The 16,107-nt window shown below is 71.3% G+C and carries 16 protein-coding genes; 9 read left to right on the forward strand and 7 right to left on the reverse strand.

Translation table 11 applies throughout. The annotated features are described in order from the left end of the window. Positions 1 to 52: 52 nt before the first annotated feature. The 3 genes from ACQ86M_RS08860 to ACQ86M_RS08870 all read right to left on the reverse strand — a co-directional run bounded on the left by ACQ86M_RS08860 (position 53) and on the right by ACQ86M_RS08870 (position 3,488). A complete protein-coding gene (locus tag ACQ86M_RS08860) occupies positions 53 to 1,357 on the reverse strand; it encodes an ABC transporter substrate-binding protein (protein WP_431247769.1) in 1,305 nt (434 codons plus the stop codon). A 178-nt stretch (positions 1,358 to 1,535) separates the two neighbouring features. Next, the gene (locus ACQ86M_RS08865) at positions 1,536 to 2,120 is read right to left on the reverse strand and encodes a hypothetical protein (protein WP_431247770.1); all 585 of its coding nucleotides are present in this window, start codon (positions 2,118 to 2,120) and stop codon (positions 1,536 to 1,538) included. A gap of 336 nt (positions 2,121 to 2,456) precedes the next feature. Continuing rightward, positions 2,457 to 3,488 (reverse strand): LacI family DNA-binding transcriptional regulator, encoded by a 1,032-nt coding sequence (locus ACQ86M_RS08870; RefSeq protein ID WP_431247771.1) that lies wholly within the window; start codon positions 3,486 to 3,488, stop codon positions 2,457 to 2,459. 158 nt (positions 3,489 to 3,646) lie between these two features. On the opposite strand from ACQ86M_RS08870, the gene ACQ86M_RS08875 reads away from it, so the two are divergent. After that, a complete protein-coding gene (locus ACQ86M_RS08875; protein WP_431247772.1) occupies positions 3,647 to 5,062 on the forward strand; it encodes an NAD(P)/FAD-dependent oxidoreductase in 1,416 nt (471 codons plus the stop codon). Positions 5,063 to 5,158: 96 nt separating this feature from the next. Here ACQ86M_RS08875 and ACQ86M_RS08880 read toward each other — a convergent pair whose 3' ends face one another. After that, a complete protein-coding gene (locus ACQ86M_RS08880; RefSeq protein ID WP_431247773.1) occupies positions 5,159 to 6,799 on the reverse strand; it encodes a PucR family transcriptional regulator in 1,641 nt (546 codons plus the stop codon). Between the two features lie 177 nt (positions 6,800 to 6,976). On the opposite strand from ACQ86M_RS08880, the gene ACQ86M_RS08885 reads away from it, so the two are divergent. The 4 genes from ACQ86M_RS08885 (at position 6,977) to ACQ86M_RS08900 (ending at position 12,114) form a co-directional block, all read left to right on the forward strand. Continuing rightward, positions 6,977 to 8,476, forward strand: a complete 1,500-nt coding sequence (locus ACQ86M_RS08885; protein WP_431247774.1) for a CoA-acylating methylmalonate-semialdehyde dehydrogenase — start codon at positions 6,977 to 6,979, stop codon at positions 8,474 to 8,476. Positions 8,477 to 8,501: 25 nt separating this feature from the next. After that, positions 8,502 to 9,923 carry an aspartate aminotransferase family protein gene (locus ACQ86M_RS08890; RefSeq protein WP_431247775.1) on the forward strand — a complete coding sequence of 474 codons (1,422 nt, stop codon included), beginning with the start codon at positions 8,502 to 8,504 and terminating at the stop codon, positions 9,921 to 9,923. A gap of 92 nt (positions 9,924 to 10,015) precedes the next feature. Next, positions 10,016 to 11,146: an NYN domain-containing protein gene (locus ACQ86M_RS08895; protein WP_431247776.1), complete on the forward strand. Its 1,131-nt coding sequence runs from the start codon at positions 10,016 to 10,018 to the stop codon at positions 11,144 to 11,146. A 32-nt stretch (positions 11,147 to 11,178) separates the two neighbouring features. Continuing rightward, a complete protein-coding gene (locus ACQ86M_RS08900) occupies positions 11,179 to 12,114 on the forward strand; it encodes an NADP-dependent oxidoreductase (RefSeq protein WP_431247777.1) in 936 nt (311 codons plus the stop codon). Between the two features lie 28 nt (positions 12,115 to 12,142). Here the strand turns inward: ACQ86M_RS08900 and ACQ86M_RS08905 are convergent, their stop codons facing one another. After that, positions 12,143 to 12,466 carry a hypothetical protein gene (locus tag ACQ86M_RS08905; RefSeq protein WP_431218364.1) on the reverse strand — a complete coding sequence of 108 codons (324 nt, stop codon included), beginning with the start codon at positions 12,464 to 12,466 and terminating at the stop codon, positions 12,143 to 12,145. A 1-nt stretch (position 12,467) separates the two neighbouring features. Then, positions 12,468 to 12,845 carry a hypothetical protein gene (locus ACQ86M_RS08910; protein WP_431218365.1) on the reverse strand — a complete coding sequence of 126 codons (378 nt, stop codon included), beginning with the start codon at positions 12,843 to 12,845 and terminating at the stop codon, positions 12,468 to 12,470. Between the two features lie 85 nt (positions 12,846 to 12,930). Between ACQ86M_RS08910 and ACQ86M_RS08915 the strand changes: the two genes are divergently transcribed. From ACQ86M_RS08915 to ACQ86M_RS08925, 3 genes are all read left to right on the forward strand, one after another. Continuing rightward, the gene (locus ACQ86M_RS08915) at positions 12,931 to 13,176 is read left to right on the forward strand and encodes a hypothetical protein (protein ID WP_431247778.1); all 246 of its coding nucleotides are present in this window, start codon (positions 12,931 to 12,933) and stop codon (positions 13,174 to 13,176) included. A gap of 49 nt (positions 13,177 to 13,225) precedes the next feature. Further along, positions 13,226 to 13,906 carry an MgtC/SapB family protein gene (locus tag ACQ86M_RS08920; RefSeq protein ID WP_431247779.1) on the forward strand — a complete coding sequence of 227 codons (681 nt, stop codon included), beginning with the start codon at positions 13,226 to 13,228 and terminating at the stop codon, positions 13,904 to 13,906. Positions 13,907 to 14,278: 372 nt separating this feature from the next. After that, entirely contained in the window at positions 14,279 to 14,935 is a 657-nt protein-coding gene (locus tag ACQ86M_RS08925; protein ID WP_431247780.1) for an alpha/beta hydrolase family protein, read from the forward strand. Here the strand turns inward: ACQ86M_RS08925 and ACQ86M_RS08930 are convergent. Further along, a complete protein-coding gene (locus ACQ86M_RS08930; RefSeq protein WP_431247781.1) occupies positions 14,919 to 15,380 on the reverse strand; it encodes a phage tail protein in 462 nt (153 codons plus the stop codon). The genes ACQ86M_RS08925 and ACQ86M_RS08930 overlap by 17 nt on opposite strands. A gap of 76 nt (positions 15,381 to 15,456) precedes the next feature. Between ACQ86M_RS08930 and ACQ86M_RS08935 the strand changes: the two genes are divergently transcribed. Next, the gene (locus tag ACQ86M_RS08935; protein ID WP_431247782.1) at positions 15,457 to 15,996 is read left to right on the forward strand and encodes a sugar O-acetyltransferase; all 540 of its coding nucleotides are present in this window, start codon (positions 15,457 to 15,459) and stop codon (positions 15,994 to 15,996) included. Positions 15,997 to 16,107: the final 111 nt, after the last annotated feature.

Genomic DNA, 16,107 nt, shown 5'->3' on the forward strand with positions numbered 1-16,107 from the left:
CACGGGGCCGCGAGGGCCGTCGCGCCCCGCCCGGCGAGCGGGTCCGGCTGGGTCAGCCGCCCAGCGACTGCTTGACCTGGTCCTGCGCGTTCTTCAGCGCGGACTTGATGTCGGAGTCGGAGACCGTGCTCCCGGTGGCGATCTTCGCGAACATGTCGTTCATCGCCTTGCCGACGGTGTTCTCGAACTGGTCCTCGGCCGGCACCAGCGGCAGGGGCTTGGACATGGTGTTGTAGATCTTCTGGAACGTCGCGGCCTCTTCGGCGTTGTCGGTGAAGACCGGCTTGGCGTCGTTCAGCACCGGCAGGCTGGCGTACGGCTTGCCCAGGGTGGTCTGCACATCCTTGCTCGTCATGTACTTGACGAACTTGAGGGCCGCATCCTTCTGCTTCGTGTTCTTGAAGATCGACAGGTTGATGCCGGCGATGAAGGTGGCGATCGGCTTGCCGCCCTCGGGAGCCGGGAACGGCACGACGCCGTACTGGTCGTTCTTCATGCCGTTGGCGACGATGGATGCGTCGGCGTTGTTCTGGCTGAGGATCATCGCGACCCTGCCGGTGGCGAAGTCGTTGACCGCCTGCACACCGTTGTCGTACTGCGCGTTCGACGGGTTCACGACCTTGTCGGTCTGCATGAGGTCGAGGTAGCGCTTGATCCCGTCGACGTTCTCCTGGCTGTCGAAGGTGGGGTTGCCCTTCTTGTCGAACCACTCGCCGCCGTTCTGCGCCGAGTTGATGAACGCGAAGTGCACGTTCTCGGTGTAGCTGCCCGCCGCGAGCGAGAAGCCGTACTGGCTGCCGGTGGTGAGCTTCTTCGCCGCGGCGACCAGCTCCTCCCACGTCGTCGGCGGCTGCACGCCGGCGTCGCTGAACATCTTCTTGTTGTAGTACAGGCCGTAGGCGAGACCGTAGAGCGGGACGCTGGTGAGCGGCTTGCCCTCGGCGCCGCCGGTGGCGAGGGCGGCCTTGACGAACTTGTCGCTGCCGCCGATGGCCTTCATGTTGGCGTCGTCGAACGGCAGGAACGCGCCGGTCGCCTGCAGGGAGGCGGCCCAGGTGTTGCCGATGTTGAGCACGTCGGGGCCCTGGCCGGAGGTGACGGCGGTCTGGATGCGCGTCTGCAGGTCGTTCCAGCCGATGACCTCCAGCTTGACCTTGACGCCGGTCTGCTTCGTGAAGTCGTTCAGGACCGGGGTGAGCACCTGCTTGTCGTTGTCGAGGCTGGTCCCCTGGTTGCTCGCCCAGTACGTGAGCGTCGCCCCGCTGGACGACCCGCCCGATCCCGAGCTGCTGCAGCCCGCGACCACGAGCGATACCGCTGCGGCGACCGCCGCCGCGACGATGGCGCGTTTCCTCATTGTGACTCCTTCGTCTCTTGATGGGGGCGCTGCCGGTCTGATGCGAGGGCCGAGCGGCGGTGCGCCAGGGGAAGCCTAACTTAACCGGTTCAGGTGTCAATCCTTGACTTCACCTCGTCCGAGGGTATACCGGGCCGTCCGCCTCACCTGCTCTCGGAGGCGCAGGTGAGGCGCGCCGCTACTCGAACCCGGGCAGAGGCAGCGGTTCATCAGCGCGGACCCCCGAGACCTCGAGCTCGGGCCTTCTGCCGAAACGAGTGAGAACCTCGCGCGGCCCGGAGAGGAAGAGGGAATCCGCATACAGCGGCGCGCCGATTGACGTGCCCAACTCGGGAAACCAGACGAAGGCCGGCAACCGATCCGACCGAGTGAACAGCTCGCTCAGGCCTTCGGTGCTGAGCACATATTCGCCCTCGGGCGTCCCGCGTGAAAGCCCTCCGGCGTCCCCGTAGCCGGACCAGCGGACCACCTCGGCGGTCAAGCTCGCACCCAGGCTGCCGAGAACGTCCACGAACGCCGAGGCCGTCGAGACGTCGATGGTGGCTGCAGCCGGCGTCAACCCCGCCGGCAGTCCTCGGGGCGATTCAGCGTGCACAACGTCGCGCCAGAGGACGCTTCCCGTTATCTCCGCATCGGTCAGCGAGCTCCAACGCCAGAGTCTTCCGGTCTCGTCCGTCCCCGGTAGGAAGACCCTGAGTCCAGAGGTCCGCCTATCGAGCAGGTACCCGGCTACACGATTCTTATCCGCGCCCCAGGGGATCATGGCTCCCTCCGCTTGATCACCCAGGAGACCGTGTAGCTGTCTACTAGTTCCCTACGATCACGAGGTTCGCCTCGCTGTGCAGGTCCTCGCACGTTCGGCGCTCGGTGCAATCCCGACCAAACCGGATGCGTCATAGGGTCCTTCCAGGAGACCCTTCGTGCGGAGCAGCCGAAGGGATGCGTCATGCCTCTGTCTGACTAGACGAAGCACTTTGTGAATCGTGACGTCGTCGCGCGCACATGATAGACGGCCACTATTCGTCACGAATGGTCGTTATCGGCGCGGGATGGCGACCATTCGTGACGAATGCGCGGCGCGGGCGGGCGCCGCCGCGCCTCAGCGCGCGGCGGGCTCCGGCGCGCGGAGGGACGTGGCCCGCGGCACAAGGCGGCTCGCCCGGGCGCGATGGTCGGCCGCGGGCGTGCCGGCGAGCTGGTCGAGCAGGAGGCGCGTGGAGCGGCGGCCCTGCTCCTCGGGGTACCGGTCGAGGGCCGTGATGGGACGCGTCCCCAGCCGGCAGAGCAGCGAGTCGTCCCAGCTGACGATCGCGACGTCGTCCCGGCCGGCGGCGGTGAGCGCGGTCTGCGCGCCGAGCGCGAGGAGGTCGTTGGAGGTCAACACCGCGGTGATCGCCGGGTCGTCGCGCACGTACCGGGCGGCGATACGCTCGCCCGCCTCCATCGAGTAGTCCGACGCCGCGAACGAGAACTCCATCCCCAGCTCGTTCCCGCGCGCGCCGACCGCATCCCGCCGGTCCTGCTCGTGCTCGAACTCGGCGGGTCCCGCGATGTGCAGCGCGCGCCGGTGGCCGAGCGACGCCAGGTGGTCGACCAGCAGCGTGGCGTCGGAGCGGGCGTCGTACAGCAGCACCTTCCCCGGCGCGATCGTCTCGCGGTTGCCGTGCAGCACGAAGGCGAGCCCCAGCTCGTCGAGCAGGGCCGGCCTGGGGTCGTCGAAGGTCAGGTCGAACAGCAGGACGCCGTCCACGCGGGCCTCCGCGCTCCAGCGACGGTAGGCGGCCACCTCCTGCCCGGCGTCCGCCCCGACCATCCGCAGCAGCAGCGACTGCCCGGTCTCCGACAGCTCGCTCTCCACACCGGCGAGCAGGCTCATGTAGTACGGCTCGGCGCCGAGCAGTCCCGGGTCCCGGCGCAGGACGATCCCGATCGTGTCCGACCGCGCCCGCGACAGCGCGCGTGCCGACGAGCTGGGATGCCAGCCCAGCTGCTCGGCGAGCGCCAGCACCCGCTCCCGGGTCTCGTCGCTCACCCCGGGCAGTCCGTTGAGCGCGTACGACACCGACGCCTTCGAGAGGCCCAGCCGGTCGGCCAGCCCCGCGATGGTCACGCGTCCCGCTCCGTTGCTCACGGCCGCCTCCCTTCATGGTGCGCGGCCAAGAATACTTGTTCGTCTGTCCTCCGCGTCTCCGGGATTAGCTGCGAACCCGCTCGCACCCCGGACGGACTGACTGACGCCGCACCCCATTCGCGACGAACGGGCGCGACCGTATCCGGCAGAATGACCGCGTGAGCCCCTCCCGGACCAGCACCGTCTTCGAGCGCCGGCGACCCGACGACGCGGTCGTGCGGCACGCCCTCGCGCACACCCGGCAGGCGGTGTTCTGGACCGAGGATGCGCCCGGCGACTTCCACCCGCGACTCCGCGGCGACCTGTCCTGCGACCTCGCCGTGGTCGGCGGCGGCTACACCGGCCTGTGGACGGCCCTGCTCGCCAAGCGCGAGAACCCGGACGCCCGCGTGGTCGTCCTCGAGGCGCGGCGCGTGGGCTGGGCGGCGTCCGGGCGCAACGGCGGCTTCTGCGAGGCGAGCCTGACGCACGGCGAGGAGAACGGCCGCACCCGCTGGCCCGGCGAGTTCGACGAGCTGCAGCGGCTCGGGATGCGGAACCTCGACGAGATCGAGGCGATCGTCGCCGAGCTGGCGCTGGATGCGGAGTTCGAGCGCAACGGTGCGCTGGACGTCGCCACGGAACCGCATCAGGTCGAGTGGCTGCGCGAGGCGGCCGGGCCGGACGCCGAGTTGCTGGACCGGGATGCCGTACAGGCGCTCGTCCACTCGCCGACCTACGAGGCGGCCCTGCTGCGGCGGCGGGATTCGGCGCTCGTCCATCCGGCCAAGCTCGCCCGCGCCCTCGCCCGCGCCTGCGAGGACGCCGGGGTGGAGATCTTCGAGCACAGCCCGGTGCAGACGATCGGCGACGGCACCGTGCTCGAGACGCCGGACGGCACTCTGCGCTCGCAGCGCACCGCCCTGGCGACGAACGTCTTCCCGAGCCTGCTGCGGCGCAACCGGCTCGCGACCGTCCCGGTCTACGACTACGTGCTCATGACGGAGCCGCTGAGCGCGTCCCAGCGCGAGTCGATCGGCTGGGAGGGACGCTTCGGCATCGGCGACTCGGCCAACCAGTTCCACTACTACCGGCTGACGGCGGATGACCGCATCCTCTTCGGCGGCTACGACGCGATCTATCACTACGGCGGCCGGGTGCGGTCGGCGTACGAGGACCGGCCGGAGACTTTTCGCCGCCTGGCCGGGCATTTCTTCACGACGTTCCCGCAGCTGGAGGGCCTCCGGTTCACGCACCGCTGGGCGGGCGCCATCGACACGTGCAGCCGCTTCTGCGCCTTCTTCGGCTCGGCGCGGCAGGGAAAGGTCGCGTACGCGGCGGGCTACACCGGGCTCGGAGTGGCGGCGACGCACTTCGGGGCGAAGGTGATGCTGGACCTGCTGGCCGGCCGCACCACGGAGCGCACCGAGCTCGAGATGGTGCGCACCCGGCCCCTGCCGTTCCCGCCGGAGCCGGCCGCATCGGTCGGCATCAACCTCACCCGGTGGTCGCTCGACCAGGCGGACCACCGCGCCGGGCACCGCAATGCGTTCCTCCGGGCGCTGGATGCGGTCGGCCTCGGCTTCGACTCCTGACGAGCGGAGATTTGCGCCAAATCGCGGTATTCGCCGCCTCATAACCGCGATTTGGCACAAATCCCTCACGACGCCCGCCTCAGCCCGACGCGCTCCTCAGCCCGACGGCCGCGTCCGGCCCCGCGCCAGCACCGCGGCATGCAGCGCGGCGACCGTCTCCCCGTCGTCGAGGTCCATGCCGAGCAGGTCCTCGATCAGGGCGATCCGCTGGTAGAACACCGAGCGGGAGAGGTGGCTCGCCGCCGCCGCCCGCGTCCGGTTGCCGGGGTGGCTGAGGTAGGCGCGCAGCACCTCCACCAGGTCGCCGCCGGTGGCGAGGTCGTGCTCGATGAGCGGACGCAGCATCTGCTCCGTGTGCTCGAGCATCCGCGGGTCGCTGCCGAACGCGTTGACCAGCCGCAGCAGGGGCCGGTGCTGCACCCGCTGGATGACCGGCGCGCGTCCCAGCCGCGCGTCCGCCCGCACCGCGGAGCCGGCGGCGAGTTCGACCGCCTCTTCGAGCGACGACAGCAGCCCGCTGATCCCGTGCCCCTCCGATCCGACCGCGACGACCGCCGCCGGGTCGTCGAGCCGCGCGCCACCGACCGCCTCCGCGATCGCCTCGAACAGCGCATCCGCCAGCCGCCGTCCCGGCCGCGCCGACACCGCCACCACCAGCGTCCCCGCCTGCTCCGGATGCCGCCCCGCGACCGCGTCCGCCCCAGCAGCTCCCGCCGCCTCGACCGCCCGCGGCGCCGCCGACACGGGCAGGCTGCCCGACCGCAGCCGGATCGCCACGCCGGCGACCGTCCGCCCGGCGAGCGGGAACCCTGCCGCCTCGAACCGCGCCGTCACCCCGCCCTCGCCGGCGAACCTGCGGCCGAGCAGGGCGGACAGCAGCGCGTCGTGGCTGCGCCGCGTCCACTCGTCCTCGTCCCGGTCCGAGAGACGGCTCAGCGCGAGCGCGACCGCCGCCTGCTCCAGCACGTTGGTCCGGCCGGCGGGATGCGGTTCCCCCGGCAGCCCGATGAGGTGGCCCCAGCGCATCCCGCGCGCCTCGACCGGTACGATCGTCCAGCCCGCGTCACCCGTGCGGTGCGCGGCACGCGAACGCTGCTCCCAGGAGGCGAGCCCCGCGGACCCGGCGGACCCGGAGAGGCCGAGGTCCTCCCCCGCACGGCCGCCGGCGTCGAGCCCGGCGGCGGTGACGACGCGATGGCTGGTGTCCTCCAGCACGACCGGCGAGCCGAGCACCCGCGCCGCCTGCTCGACGATGAAGTCGGCCGGGCTTCCGCGCAGGCTGAGGTCGGTGAAGAGCGCGTGGATGTCGTCCCGCGCCCGCAGCGCCCCCATCTGCTCGGCGATGATGCGCGAGTGCACGGCCTCCGTGATCGCGACGAACCGCGCCTCCCGGTGCAGCACGGCGAACGGCAGCCCGGCGGCGCGGAACTCGTCCACGAGGGCGGGCGGGGCGACCGGCATGGGGGCGCCGAGTTCGAGCACCAGCCCGGCGACGTCCGCCTGGATGAGCACCCGGCCCAGCCGGCGCAGCGACGCCTCGTCGGACGGCCAGCCCACGCCCGTCGCGAGCAGCAGCTCGCCGCCCGAGCCGAGGCGCGCGGCCTCCGCGGTCTCGGCGACGTGCACCCAGCGGACGGGCGCGTCGAGGCGTTCGCGGCCGGTCAGAAGCTCGGGGAGCGCCCGCGCGACCGGCTCCATCCGCAGCACCTCGCGGATGGTCGGCAGCACCGAGGGCATCGCCGACGGCAGCGCAGGGCCCGCGCCCGAACGCCGCTCCGGACGAACTGTTCGACCCGCCTCCGGGTCCCGACGATCTGGCATCGCTGCTCGCGCCTCCGCTCTGTGATCATTGGGAGGCAAGCCTACTGTCATCGCCGGGCAGAACGTCCGGAACCGATCCACCTGGAGGACCTCTTGGCCCTGATCCGCCACTTCATCGCCGGCGAAGAGAGCCCCGCCGATCCGGCCGCACGCCCCGACCGCACGGGCCCGGTGTTCAACCCGGCGACGGGAGAGCGTCAGCACGATGTCGCGCTGGCCGATGCGGCACAGACCGAGGCCGCGATCGCCGCGGCGAAGGCCGCCTTCCCGGCCTGGCGGGCCACCAGCCTGACCAAGCGCGCCGACGTCCTGTTCCGGATGCGGCACCTCCTCACCGAGCGCCGCGACGAACTGGCCGCGATCGTGACGAGCGAGCACGGCAAGGTGCTCTCCGACGCCGCCGGCGAGATCGGCCGCGGCCTCGAGAACGTGGAGTTCGCCGCAGGTCTCATCGACAAGCTCAAGGGCGAGTACAGCGAGCAGGTCTCCACCGGCGTCGACGTGCACAGCGCCAAACAGCCCGTCGGCGTGGTCGGCTGCATCACCCCGTTCAACTTCCCCGTCATGGTACCGCTGTGGATGGTCGCCAGCGCGATCGCGTGCGGCAACACGGTCGTGCTGAAGCCCAGCGAGAAGGATCCGAGCGCCTCGGTCTTCCTCGCCAAGCTGTTCCGCGACGCGGGGCTGCCCGACGGCGTGCTCAACGTCGTGCACGGCGACAAGGAGGCGGTGGATACCATCCTCGACTCCCCCGACATCGCGGCCGTCAGCTTCGTCGGCTCCACCCCGATCGCCCGCTCGATCTACCAGCGCGCCTCGGCCAACGGCAAGCGCGTGCAGGCCCTCGGCGGAGCGAAGAACCACATGGTCGTGCTCGCGGATGCGGACATCGACGCGGCCGCCGACGCGGCGGTCTCGGCGGCCTACGGCTCCGCCGGCGAGCGCTGCATGGCCGTCAGCGTGGTCGTCGCGGTCGGCGATGTGGGCGACCGGCTGGTGCCGGCCATCCACTCGCGCCTGGACGCGCTACGCATCGGGCCGGGAACCGACCCCGCCAGCGAGATGGGCCCCCTGATCACCCGCGAGCACCGCGACAAGGTGGCGTCGTACGTCACCGGTGCGGCGGCCGAGGGCGCGACGGTCGTCGCGGACGGGACGCAGCGCGAGTTCGACGGCGACGGCTTCTTCGTCGGCGTCAGCCTGCTCGACAACGTGAAGCCCGGCATGAAGGCGTACGACGACGAGATCTTCGGTCCGGTGCTGTCGGTGGTCCGCGTCGACTCCTATGAGGAGGCCGTGGAGCTGGTGAACGACAACCCGTACGGCAACGGGGTGGCCCTGTTCACGCGCGATGGCGGCGCCGCCCGGCAGTTCGAGTTCGAGGTGCAGGTCGGGATGGTGGGCATCAACGTGCCCATTCCCGTCCCGGTCGGCGCGTACTCGTTCGGCGGCTGGAAGAACTCGCTGTTCGGTGACTCGCACATCTACGGACCGGAGTCGTTCCACTTCTACACGCGCAGCAAGGTCGTGACGACGCGCTGGCCCGACCCGGTGCACTCGCGCATCGAGCTCGCGTTCCCCGGCAACTCCTGACCCCGCACGACCAGACGAGGACGACATGACCGACACCATCCACACCGAAGCGCCCGCCCGCACCGGATACGTCGACCGGCACGGCGTCGAGCATCCCTTCGGCGACGAGGCGGCCGAGCGGCAGGTGCGCAGCGACGACCGCGGCCACGTGTTCCACTCCTGGAGCGCGCAGGCGAAGATCGACCCGCTGCCGATCGCAGCAGGTGAGGGCTCGACGTTCTGGGACTACGACGGCAACGCGTACCTCGACTTCAGCTCGCAGTTGGTCAACCTGAACCTCGGGCACCAGCATCCGGACCTGGTCGCGGCGATCCAGCAGCAGGCCGGCCGCCTGGCCACGGTGCAGCCGTCGATGGCGAACGACGTGCGCGGCGAGCTCGCCCGGCGCATCGCCGAGGTGGCGCCGGGCACGCTGAACAAGGTGTTCTTCACGAACGGCGGAGCGGATGCGAACGAGTACGCCGTGCGCCTCGCCCGCCGGGTGACCGGTCGGCGCAAGGTGCTGTCGATGTACCGCTCGTACCACGGCGGAACGTCGACGGCCATCTCGCTGACCGGCGACCCGCGCCGGTGGGCGAACGAGCCGAGCGACCCGTCCGTCGCCCACTTCTTCGGTCCGTACCCCTACCGTTCGGCGTTCCACTCCGAGTCGCCCGAGCAGGAGACGCAGCGCGCGCTGGAGCATCTCGAGAACGTGATCGTGCTCGAGGGCGCGGCCACGGTCGCGGCGATCATCATCGAGACGATCGTCGGGACCAACGGCGTCCTCGTGCCCCCGCCGGGCTACCTCGCCGGGGTACGCGAGCTCTGCGACCGGTACGGGATCGTGTACATCGCGGACGAGGTCATGGTCGGCTTCGGGCGGGTCGGCGAGTGGTTCGCGGTGGATGCGTTCGACGTGGTCCCGGACCTGATCACCTTCGCGAAGGGCGTCAACTCGGGATACGTCCCGCTCGGCGGTGTGGTCATCTCGGACGCGATCTCGTCGTTCTTCGACGATGTGGCCTTCCAGGGCGGCCTCACCTACTCCGGGCACCCCCTCGCCTGCGCCGCCGGCGTCGCGACGTTCGAGGTCTTCGAACGCGACGGCATCCTGGAGCGCGTCCGCGACCTGGGTTCGCGCGTCGTCGAGCCGGAGGTCACATCGTGGCTGGAGCGGCATCCGTCGCTCGGCGAGGTGCGCGGCCGCGGACTCTTCTGGGCGCTGGAGCTGGTGCGCGACCGCGAGACCCACGAACCGCTCGTGCCGTTCAACGCGGCGGGCGCTGACGCCGCTCCGATGGCGGAGGTCGCCGCCGCGTGCAAGGCGGCCGGAGTCTGGCCGTTCACGCACTTCAACCGGGTGCACATCGCGCCGCCGCTGGTGATCGGCGAGGACGAGCTGCGCCGCGGGCTCGCCGCGATCGACGCCGCACTGGATGTGGCGGATCGGTACGCGCGCGGCTGAGGCGACCTCGAGGCAGACATCCACACCTGGCGGGTTCTCCACAGATCGCGGCCGGGCCGTCCGCCGGGCCGGCCGCGGGATATCGTGGCAGCATGAGTGAACCCGGAGACGGCCGCGTCGCGGTCTACATAGACTTCGACAACATCGTCATCTCGCGCTACGACCAGGTCCATGGTCGCGGCTCCTTCATGCGCGACCGACCCAAGTCCGCCTCGACCCAGCCGAAGGCGTCCTTCGCCGAGAAGCTGGCCGATGCGCGCGTCGACCTCGGCGCGGTGATCGACTTCGCGTCGTCCTTCGGCACGCTCGTGCTGACGCGGGCCTACGCGGACTGGTCGGTGCCGGTGAACGCCGAGTACCGCGGTCAGCTCGTCGGCCGGGCCGTCGATCTCGTGCAGCTGTTCCCCGCGGCGGCCTACGCCAAGAACGGGGCCGACATCCGCCTGGCCGTGGATGCCGTCGAAGACCTCTTCCGCCTGCCGGAGCTCACGCACGTGGTGATCGTCGGCGGCGACTCGGACTACGTCCCGCTGGCCCAGCGGGCGAAGCGCCTGAATCGCTACGTGGTCGGGATCGGCGTGGCCGGGTCCACCGCCAAGTCGCTGGCCGCCGCGTGCGACGAGTTCGTCAGCTACGACGACCTGCCGGGGGTCGCGCGCGACGAGGCCGTCGAGGCTGCCGAAGACGACGAGGCGGAGGCGGCCGAAGATGCTGCGGCCGCGGGCGCCGCGAGCGGCGACGGCTCGCCTGAGGTCACGCGAGACGAGAAGGACGAGGCCGCGGCGACCGCCTCGACGGCGGCATCATCGGAGTCCGAGACGGCCGGGGAGGGTTCCGCCTCCGAAGAGCCGGCGTCGGCCAAGCGACGCGGGCGCCGTCGGCCCGCCGCATCGGCGGACAGCGCCGAGGCATCGGACGAGCCGCAGGAGGACCCGCAGCTCGTCGCGACGCGGCTGCTCGCCCGCGCGATGCAGCTCGGCCACGAGAAGGACGACTCGCCGTGGCTGCACTCCTCCACCGTGAAGGGGCAGATGAAGCGGATGGATCCCTCCTTCAGCGAGAAGGCCCTCGGCTTCCGCTCGTTCAGCGACTTCATCAAGTCGCGCAGCGACCTCGTGGAGCTCGACGACAGCTCGACTGCACAGATGCTGCGGCTGGCCCCCGCCCGCAGCCGCCGCGTCCGCCACAGTGGGCGCGCCAGCGACCGGGTGTCGGCTTCTTGAGCGCGAGCCCTGAGCGGGGTTGACTGCGGAGCATGGCGAGACAGTGGCAGGCGACGCAGTGGGGCTCACCGAGGGACTGGGAGTTCGCGGAGGTCGAGGGTCCCGAGCCTGAGCAGGGCGAGGTGACCATCCGGGTCGCGGCCGCCGGTGTGAACCCCGCCGACTACAAGCACGTGTCGGCGCCACGTGACGGGCTCCGGCTCCCCGTCCCCATCGGCTACGAGGTCGCCGGCGTGATCTCCGCGATCGGCCCCGACACCGAGATCGCCTCCGGCGGCGGCACTGCCGGAGACCCGGTGGTGGCGTTCCGCATCCAGGGCGGGTACGCCACCGAGGTCACCGTTCCGGCGAAGGATGTGTTCGCCAAGCCGGCGCGCCTGTCCGACGAAGAGGCCGCCAACCTGCTCCTCGTCGGCACGACGGCCGCGCAGATGCTGTCGGTCACGGATGTGCGGGCGGGCGAGACCATCCTGGTGCACGGCGCGTCGGGCGCGGTCGGGGTGAGCATCCTCCAGCAGGCCGCCGAGATCGGCGCACGCGTCATCGGCACCGCCGGCGAGAACAGCTTCGAGCGGGTCCGCCGATTCGGCGGCCTCCCCGTCGCCTACGGGCCGGGCCTCGCCGAGCGGGTGACCGAGGCGGCGCAGGGGCCGATCGCGGCAGCCCTCGACACGGTCGGCACGGACGAGGCGGTCGACGTCTCGCTCGAGCTGGTGCCCGATCGCATCCGCATCGTCACGATCGTGGCCGCCGAGCGCGCCGAGCAGGAGGGCTTCCACGCGGTGTTCGGTGCGCAGCCCGAGAGCCAGGCGTTCCGCGACTCGGTGCGCGGGCGCCTACTCGACCTGGCGGCGAGCGGGCGGCTGCAGGTACCCGTCGCGCGCACGTACCCGCTCGCCGAGGCGCCCGATGCCCTGGCCTTCCTCGCGGAGGGTCACCCGGGCGGCAAGCTGGCGCTGCTGCCGTAACGGCCGCGCCCAGCGCGTCGCGAGCGCCCTACCGTTTGGCGAGCTGAGCCTCGACCTCGTCCTCCGGCAGGATCATCATCCCGCCGGTGCGCTGGCTCGACTCCAGCAGCGCCTCCAGCCAGCGCTCGTTGAGCCGCGGCGGCCGGGCGTCGGCGAAGACGAACGCCATCGGGATGTCGCGGCTGATCCACAGGCTGATGCGGCCGCCGCCCAGCTCCGCGGGCACCTGCCAGTTGAGAAGGAAGCTCTCGTGACGGCGCAGCTTCGTGACGACCGCGATCTTCACGTGGGAGAGCGTCCGCTCGTCGAACTCGTACTCCTGAGCGGCGAAACCGTAGATCAGCCGGGCCACGTCACGCCCCCTCGTGCTTCTTACCCTGTTTCGACCTGCTGTCGCGGTAGCTCCCGGCCGGGACTTCCTCCCGGATCTCGGCGCGGAGCTCGTCCTCCAGCATCAGACCGGAGTTGCTGTTCGCACGCTCGCTCAGGATGGTCAGCCACTCCCGGTTGAGCTCGGGCAGCTCCGTCCCGGCGAACACGAACTGGACGGAGATCGCCGGGTCGAGCCAGATCGAGCGCAGGATGCCGACCGGCCCGGCGGTGCGATCCATCCAGATCAGCAGGAAGCCCTCCCGGCGGCGCAGCTTCGTCTGGATGACCGCCTGCAGGTGGACGAGCACCCGGTCGTCGAACGTGAATCCGTCCGCGCCGTCGTAGATCAAGGTTCCCACTGGAGTCCTCCCGTTGTTCACACTTTCTCCGAACGAGCCGCGCGCCGTCAAGGGAGGCTTGCACGAACGGCCGTAAAGTCCGGTCATGGACGCACTCACGCGAACCATCAAAGCGGCTCTCCTCTACGAGGACGGCCGGACCCTCGACAGCGTCGTGGTCGTGCCCCTGATCGGCGGGTGTCCGCCGGGCGAGATCCGCGTCGCCACCAGGTTCGCCGGCGCCCTGGCCTACGACGTGTACGAGCTGGCGGACGAGGAGCAGTACTCCTCGATGCCGGCCTACCCCTACCGCTCCACCATCCCGGTCACGACGGAGGACCTCGACGACTGACCCGAGGCGTGCGGTGCGCCGACCGGGTCGCGGATCCTAGAATCCGGCCATGACGGTCTGGCTGGGCGGGACGCACCTGGTGACGCAGCTGCTGCTGCTCCTGCTCGCCTTCGTGCTGTCCGCCGTCATCGGCGTCGAGCGCGAGCGGCGGCTGAAGAGTGCGGGGCTGCGCACGCACATCCTCGTCGGGCTCGGATCCGCCCTGTTCACGCTCGTCTCCGCCTACGGGTTCACGGCGCTCGGGCTGCCCGCGACCGACCCCTCCCGCATCGCCGCACAGGTCGTCACCGGCATCGGCTTCGTCGGCGCCGGCGTCATCTTCGTCAACCGCGGGAACGTGGTGGGGCTGACCACCGCCGCATCCATCTGGGTGACGGCGGCCGTCGGGATGGCGTGCGGCGCCGGGCTGCCGTTGCTCGCCGCCGCCGGGACGGTGCTGCACCTGGTCGCCGTCGGCACGCTGCCCACCGCGGAACGCATCCTGCGCGCGGCGGCAGGGAGGTCGCTGACGGTGGTGACGGAGGGAGGCGGGGATGCGCTCGCCCGCGTGCTCGAGGTGTGCGCGGCCGCGGGCGCGCGCACGAGCGTCGACGACGTGCGCCGCTCCCCGGACGACGGGACGGTGGAACTGCGGGTGCGCGCGCACGGCCGCGCAGCTGAGGCGCGTCGCCTGGTCGCCGAGCTCGCGGCCGTCGACGGCGTCAGGACCGTCCGCTCCGGCGGCGACTGACCGGCCCGGATCAGGCGACGAGCGTCGCTCCCCGGGCGGAGCCGTCCGTCCCTGCGCTGCGGAGTTTCGGCACAGCGGGTTCGTGCACCCCACCGGCACGCTCACCACCGCCCACGACCCGCGCGACGTCGGAACCAGTCTGCGCTCGGCGGAGATCGGTGCTCCGCACACCGGGCACACGCGTGCGTCCGCGACCATACGACCCTCCCCATCCAACAGTGGCGCCCCGCATCGCCACTTCCATGGTCCGCCAACGCGTGCGCGGAAGCAAGCGTTCCGGCGCGGCCGGTGCCCCGCGAGTGGCGGTTTGCGAACGGTCGCGTGGACGCAGCGGCGTCGCCCCGAGGGTCGCGGCCGGGTAGCGTCGTCCGCATGCAGCTCGACGTGCCCACCTCCGTCGGCCTCGGCCGGCTGACCGTCGCGGCGGCTGCGCATCCCACCGCCGTGCTCTGGCTCGGGCACGGTGCGGGCGGCGGGATCGACGCGGTCGATCTGACGGCGCTGGCCGCGCGCCTGCCGGATGCGGGCACCACCGTGGTGCGCTACGAGCAGCCGTGGCGCGTGGCCGGCAAGCGGGTCGCCGCCCGCCCGGCGACGCTCGATATCGCGTGGCTGGAGACGGCGCCCCGCGTCCGCGAGCTGGCGGACGGCCTGCCGCTCGTCGTCGGGGGCCGCAGCGCCGGCGCCCGGGTCGCCTGCCGCACCGCCGCATCCATCGCCGCCGCGGGCGTGGTGTGCCTCGCGTTCCCGCTGCATCCGCCCGGCTCCCCTGAGAAGTCGCGGCTGGATGAGCTGCTCCTGCCGACCGCGCCGGTGCTGGTGCTGCAGGGCGGCCGGGACACCTTCGGAACCGCCGCGGAGCTCTCGGCCGAGGTCGGCGAGCGCCCGGGGATCCACGTCGTCGAGGTGCCCGGCGCCGATCACGGCATGAAGACGCTCAAGGGATCTCCGCTGGGGGCGGCCGGCGTGCGCGACCTCGTCACCGCATCCGTCACCGCATTCGTGACGGAGGTCAGTACTCGCCCTTGATGACGAAGAACGAGCCGCGGATGGTGCCCGCGAGCCGTGACCTCTGGCGGGCGAACTTGAACGCCGCCAGCTCCTCCGGCACCTCCATGCCGTCGGACAGCTTGAACCCGACCGCCCGCTTGCCGCCCTCGGCGACCGTGTAGAGCACGTTGATCGACAGCCCGGACTCGTAGAAGACGTACGTCCAGTCGATCCCCTCGACCTCGAAGCGCGTCGCCTCGAGCGCGGGCGATGCGATCACGATGCCCCGCTCCTCCTCGAGGATGCGCGCCACCCGCTCCACCGCGTCCGCCTCCTCCTCCGCCGTCCCGACGGTGAAGACGTGGCCGTACTTGTTGCGGAAGTAGCGCGCCTCGTTCGCACGCAGCCCGGCGAGCGCGTCGGCGACCGGAGAGGACTCCAGTCCGACGGTGGACACGTTCTCGAAGTCGACGACGTACGGCACGATTCCTCCTGGTCTGCGGGGCTCGACCCGCTCCGCCCCACGGTAGCGCGACGACGGCTCGTGCGAGGATCGTCGGGTGTCCGAGCTGCTGATGCGCATCCACAGTCCCGAGTTCCAGGCCATGTCCCAGCGGGTCCTGGAGGTGACCGCGATCACGTCTCGGCTCAACGTGCTCCCGTTCGACGACGACGCCGGGAAGGCGGAGCTGTTCGAGCAGATCCTCGGCCGGCCGCTCCCCGCCGGCGTGACCGTCTACCCGCCGTTCTTCACCGACCACGGGCGCAACCTCGACTTCGGCGAGCGGGTGTTCATCAACCAGAACTGCACGTTCCTCGACTACGCCGGCATCCGCCTCGGCTCCCGGGTGATGGTCGCACCGCGGGCCACGTTCATCACGGTCGGCCATCCCGTCGACACCGAGGACCGCCGAGTCTGGCTGACCGGCGGCCCCATCGTCGTCGAGGACAACGTGTGGATCGGCGCGGGCGCGACCATCCTGCCCGGCGTCACGATCGGCCGCGACTCCGTCGTCGCCGCGGGCGCGATCGTCGCGGAGGACGTGCCGCCGCAGAGCCTGGTCGCCGGCACGAAGGCGGAGGTGCGGCGCAGCTGGTGAGGCCGTCCCACCCGATCGGCCGGGTGCCCGGCGGTTCCCGTCTGAGCGGCAGCCGGGAAGCTGACCCCGCGTGTTCTGCAATGGAGCCGGACGTGCTTGGATGAGCGCGTG

Source organism: Leifsonia xyli subsp. cynodontis (assembly GCF_050632205.1).
Lineage (GTDB): Bacteria > Actinomycetota > Actinomycetes > Actinomycetales > Microbacteriaceae > Leifsonia > Leifsonia xyli_D.

What these genes read in the sequence shown, in the direction of transcription:
- ACQ86M_RS08860 (WP_431247769.1), bottom strand. Translation starts at nt 1,357, where the DNA reads ATGAGGAAACGCGCCATCGTCGCGGCGGCGGTCGCCGCAGCGGTATCG.
- ACQ86M_RS08865 (WP_431247770.1), bottom strand. Translation starts at nt 2,120, where the DNA reads ATGATCCCCTGGGGCGCGGATAAGAATCGTGTAGCCGGGTACCTGCTC.
- ACQ86M_RS08880 (WP_431247773.1), bottom strand. Translation starts at nt 6,799, where the DNA reads ATGCCCTCGGTGCTGCCGACCATCCGCGAGGTGCTGCGGATGGAGCCG.
- ACQ86M_RS08890 (WP_431247775.1), top strand. Translation starts at nt 8,502, where the DNA reads ATGACCGACACCATCCACACCGAAGCGCCCGCCCGCACCGGATACGTC.
- ACQ86M_RS08895 (WP_431247776.1), top strand. Translation starts at nt 10,016, where the DNA reads ATGAGTGAACCCGGAGACGGCCGCGTCGCGGTCTACATAGACTTCGAC.
- ACQ86M_RS08900 (WP_431247777.1), top strand. Translation starts at nt 11,179, where the DNA reads ATGGCGAGACAGTGGCAGGCGACGCAGTGGGGCTCACCGAGGGACTGG.
- ACQ86M_RS08915 (WP_431247778.1), top strand. Translation starts at nt 12,931, where the DNA reads ATGGACGCACTCACGCGAACCATCAAAGCGGCTCTCCTCTACGAGGAC.
- ACQ86M_RS08920 (WP_431247779.1), top strand. Translation starts at nt 13,226, where the DNA reads ATGACGGTCTGGCTGGGCGGGACGCACCTGGTGACGCAGCTGCTGCTG.
- ACQ86M_RS08925 (WP_431247780.1), top strand. Translation starts at nt 14,279, where the DNA reads ATGCAGCTCGACGTGCCCACCTCCGTCGGCCTCGGCCGGCTGACCGTC.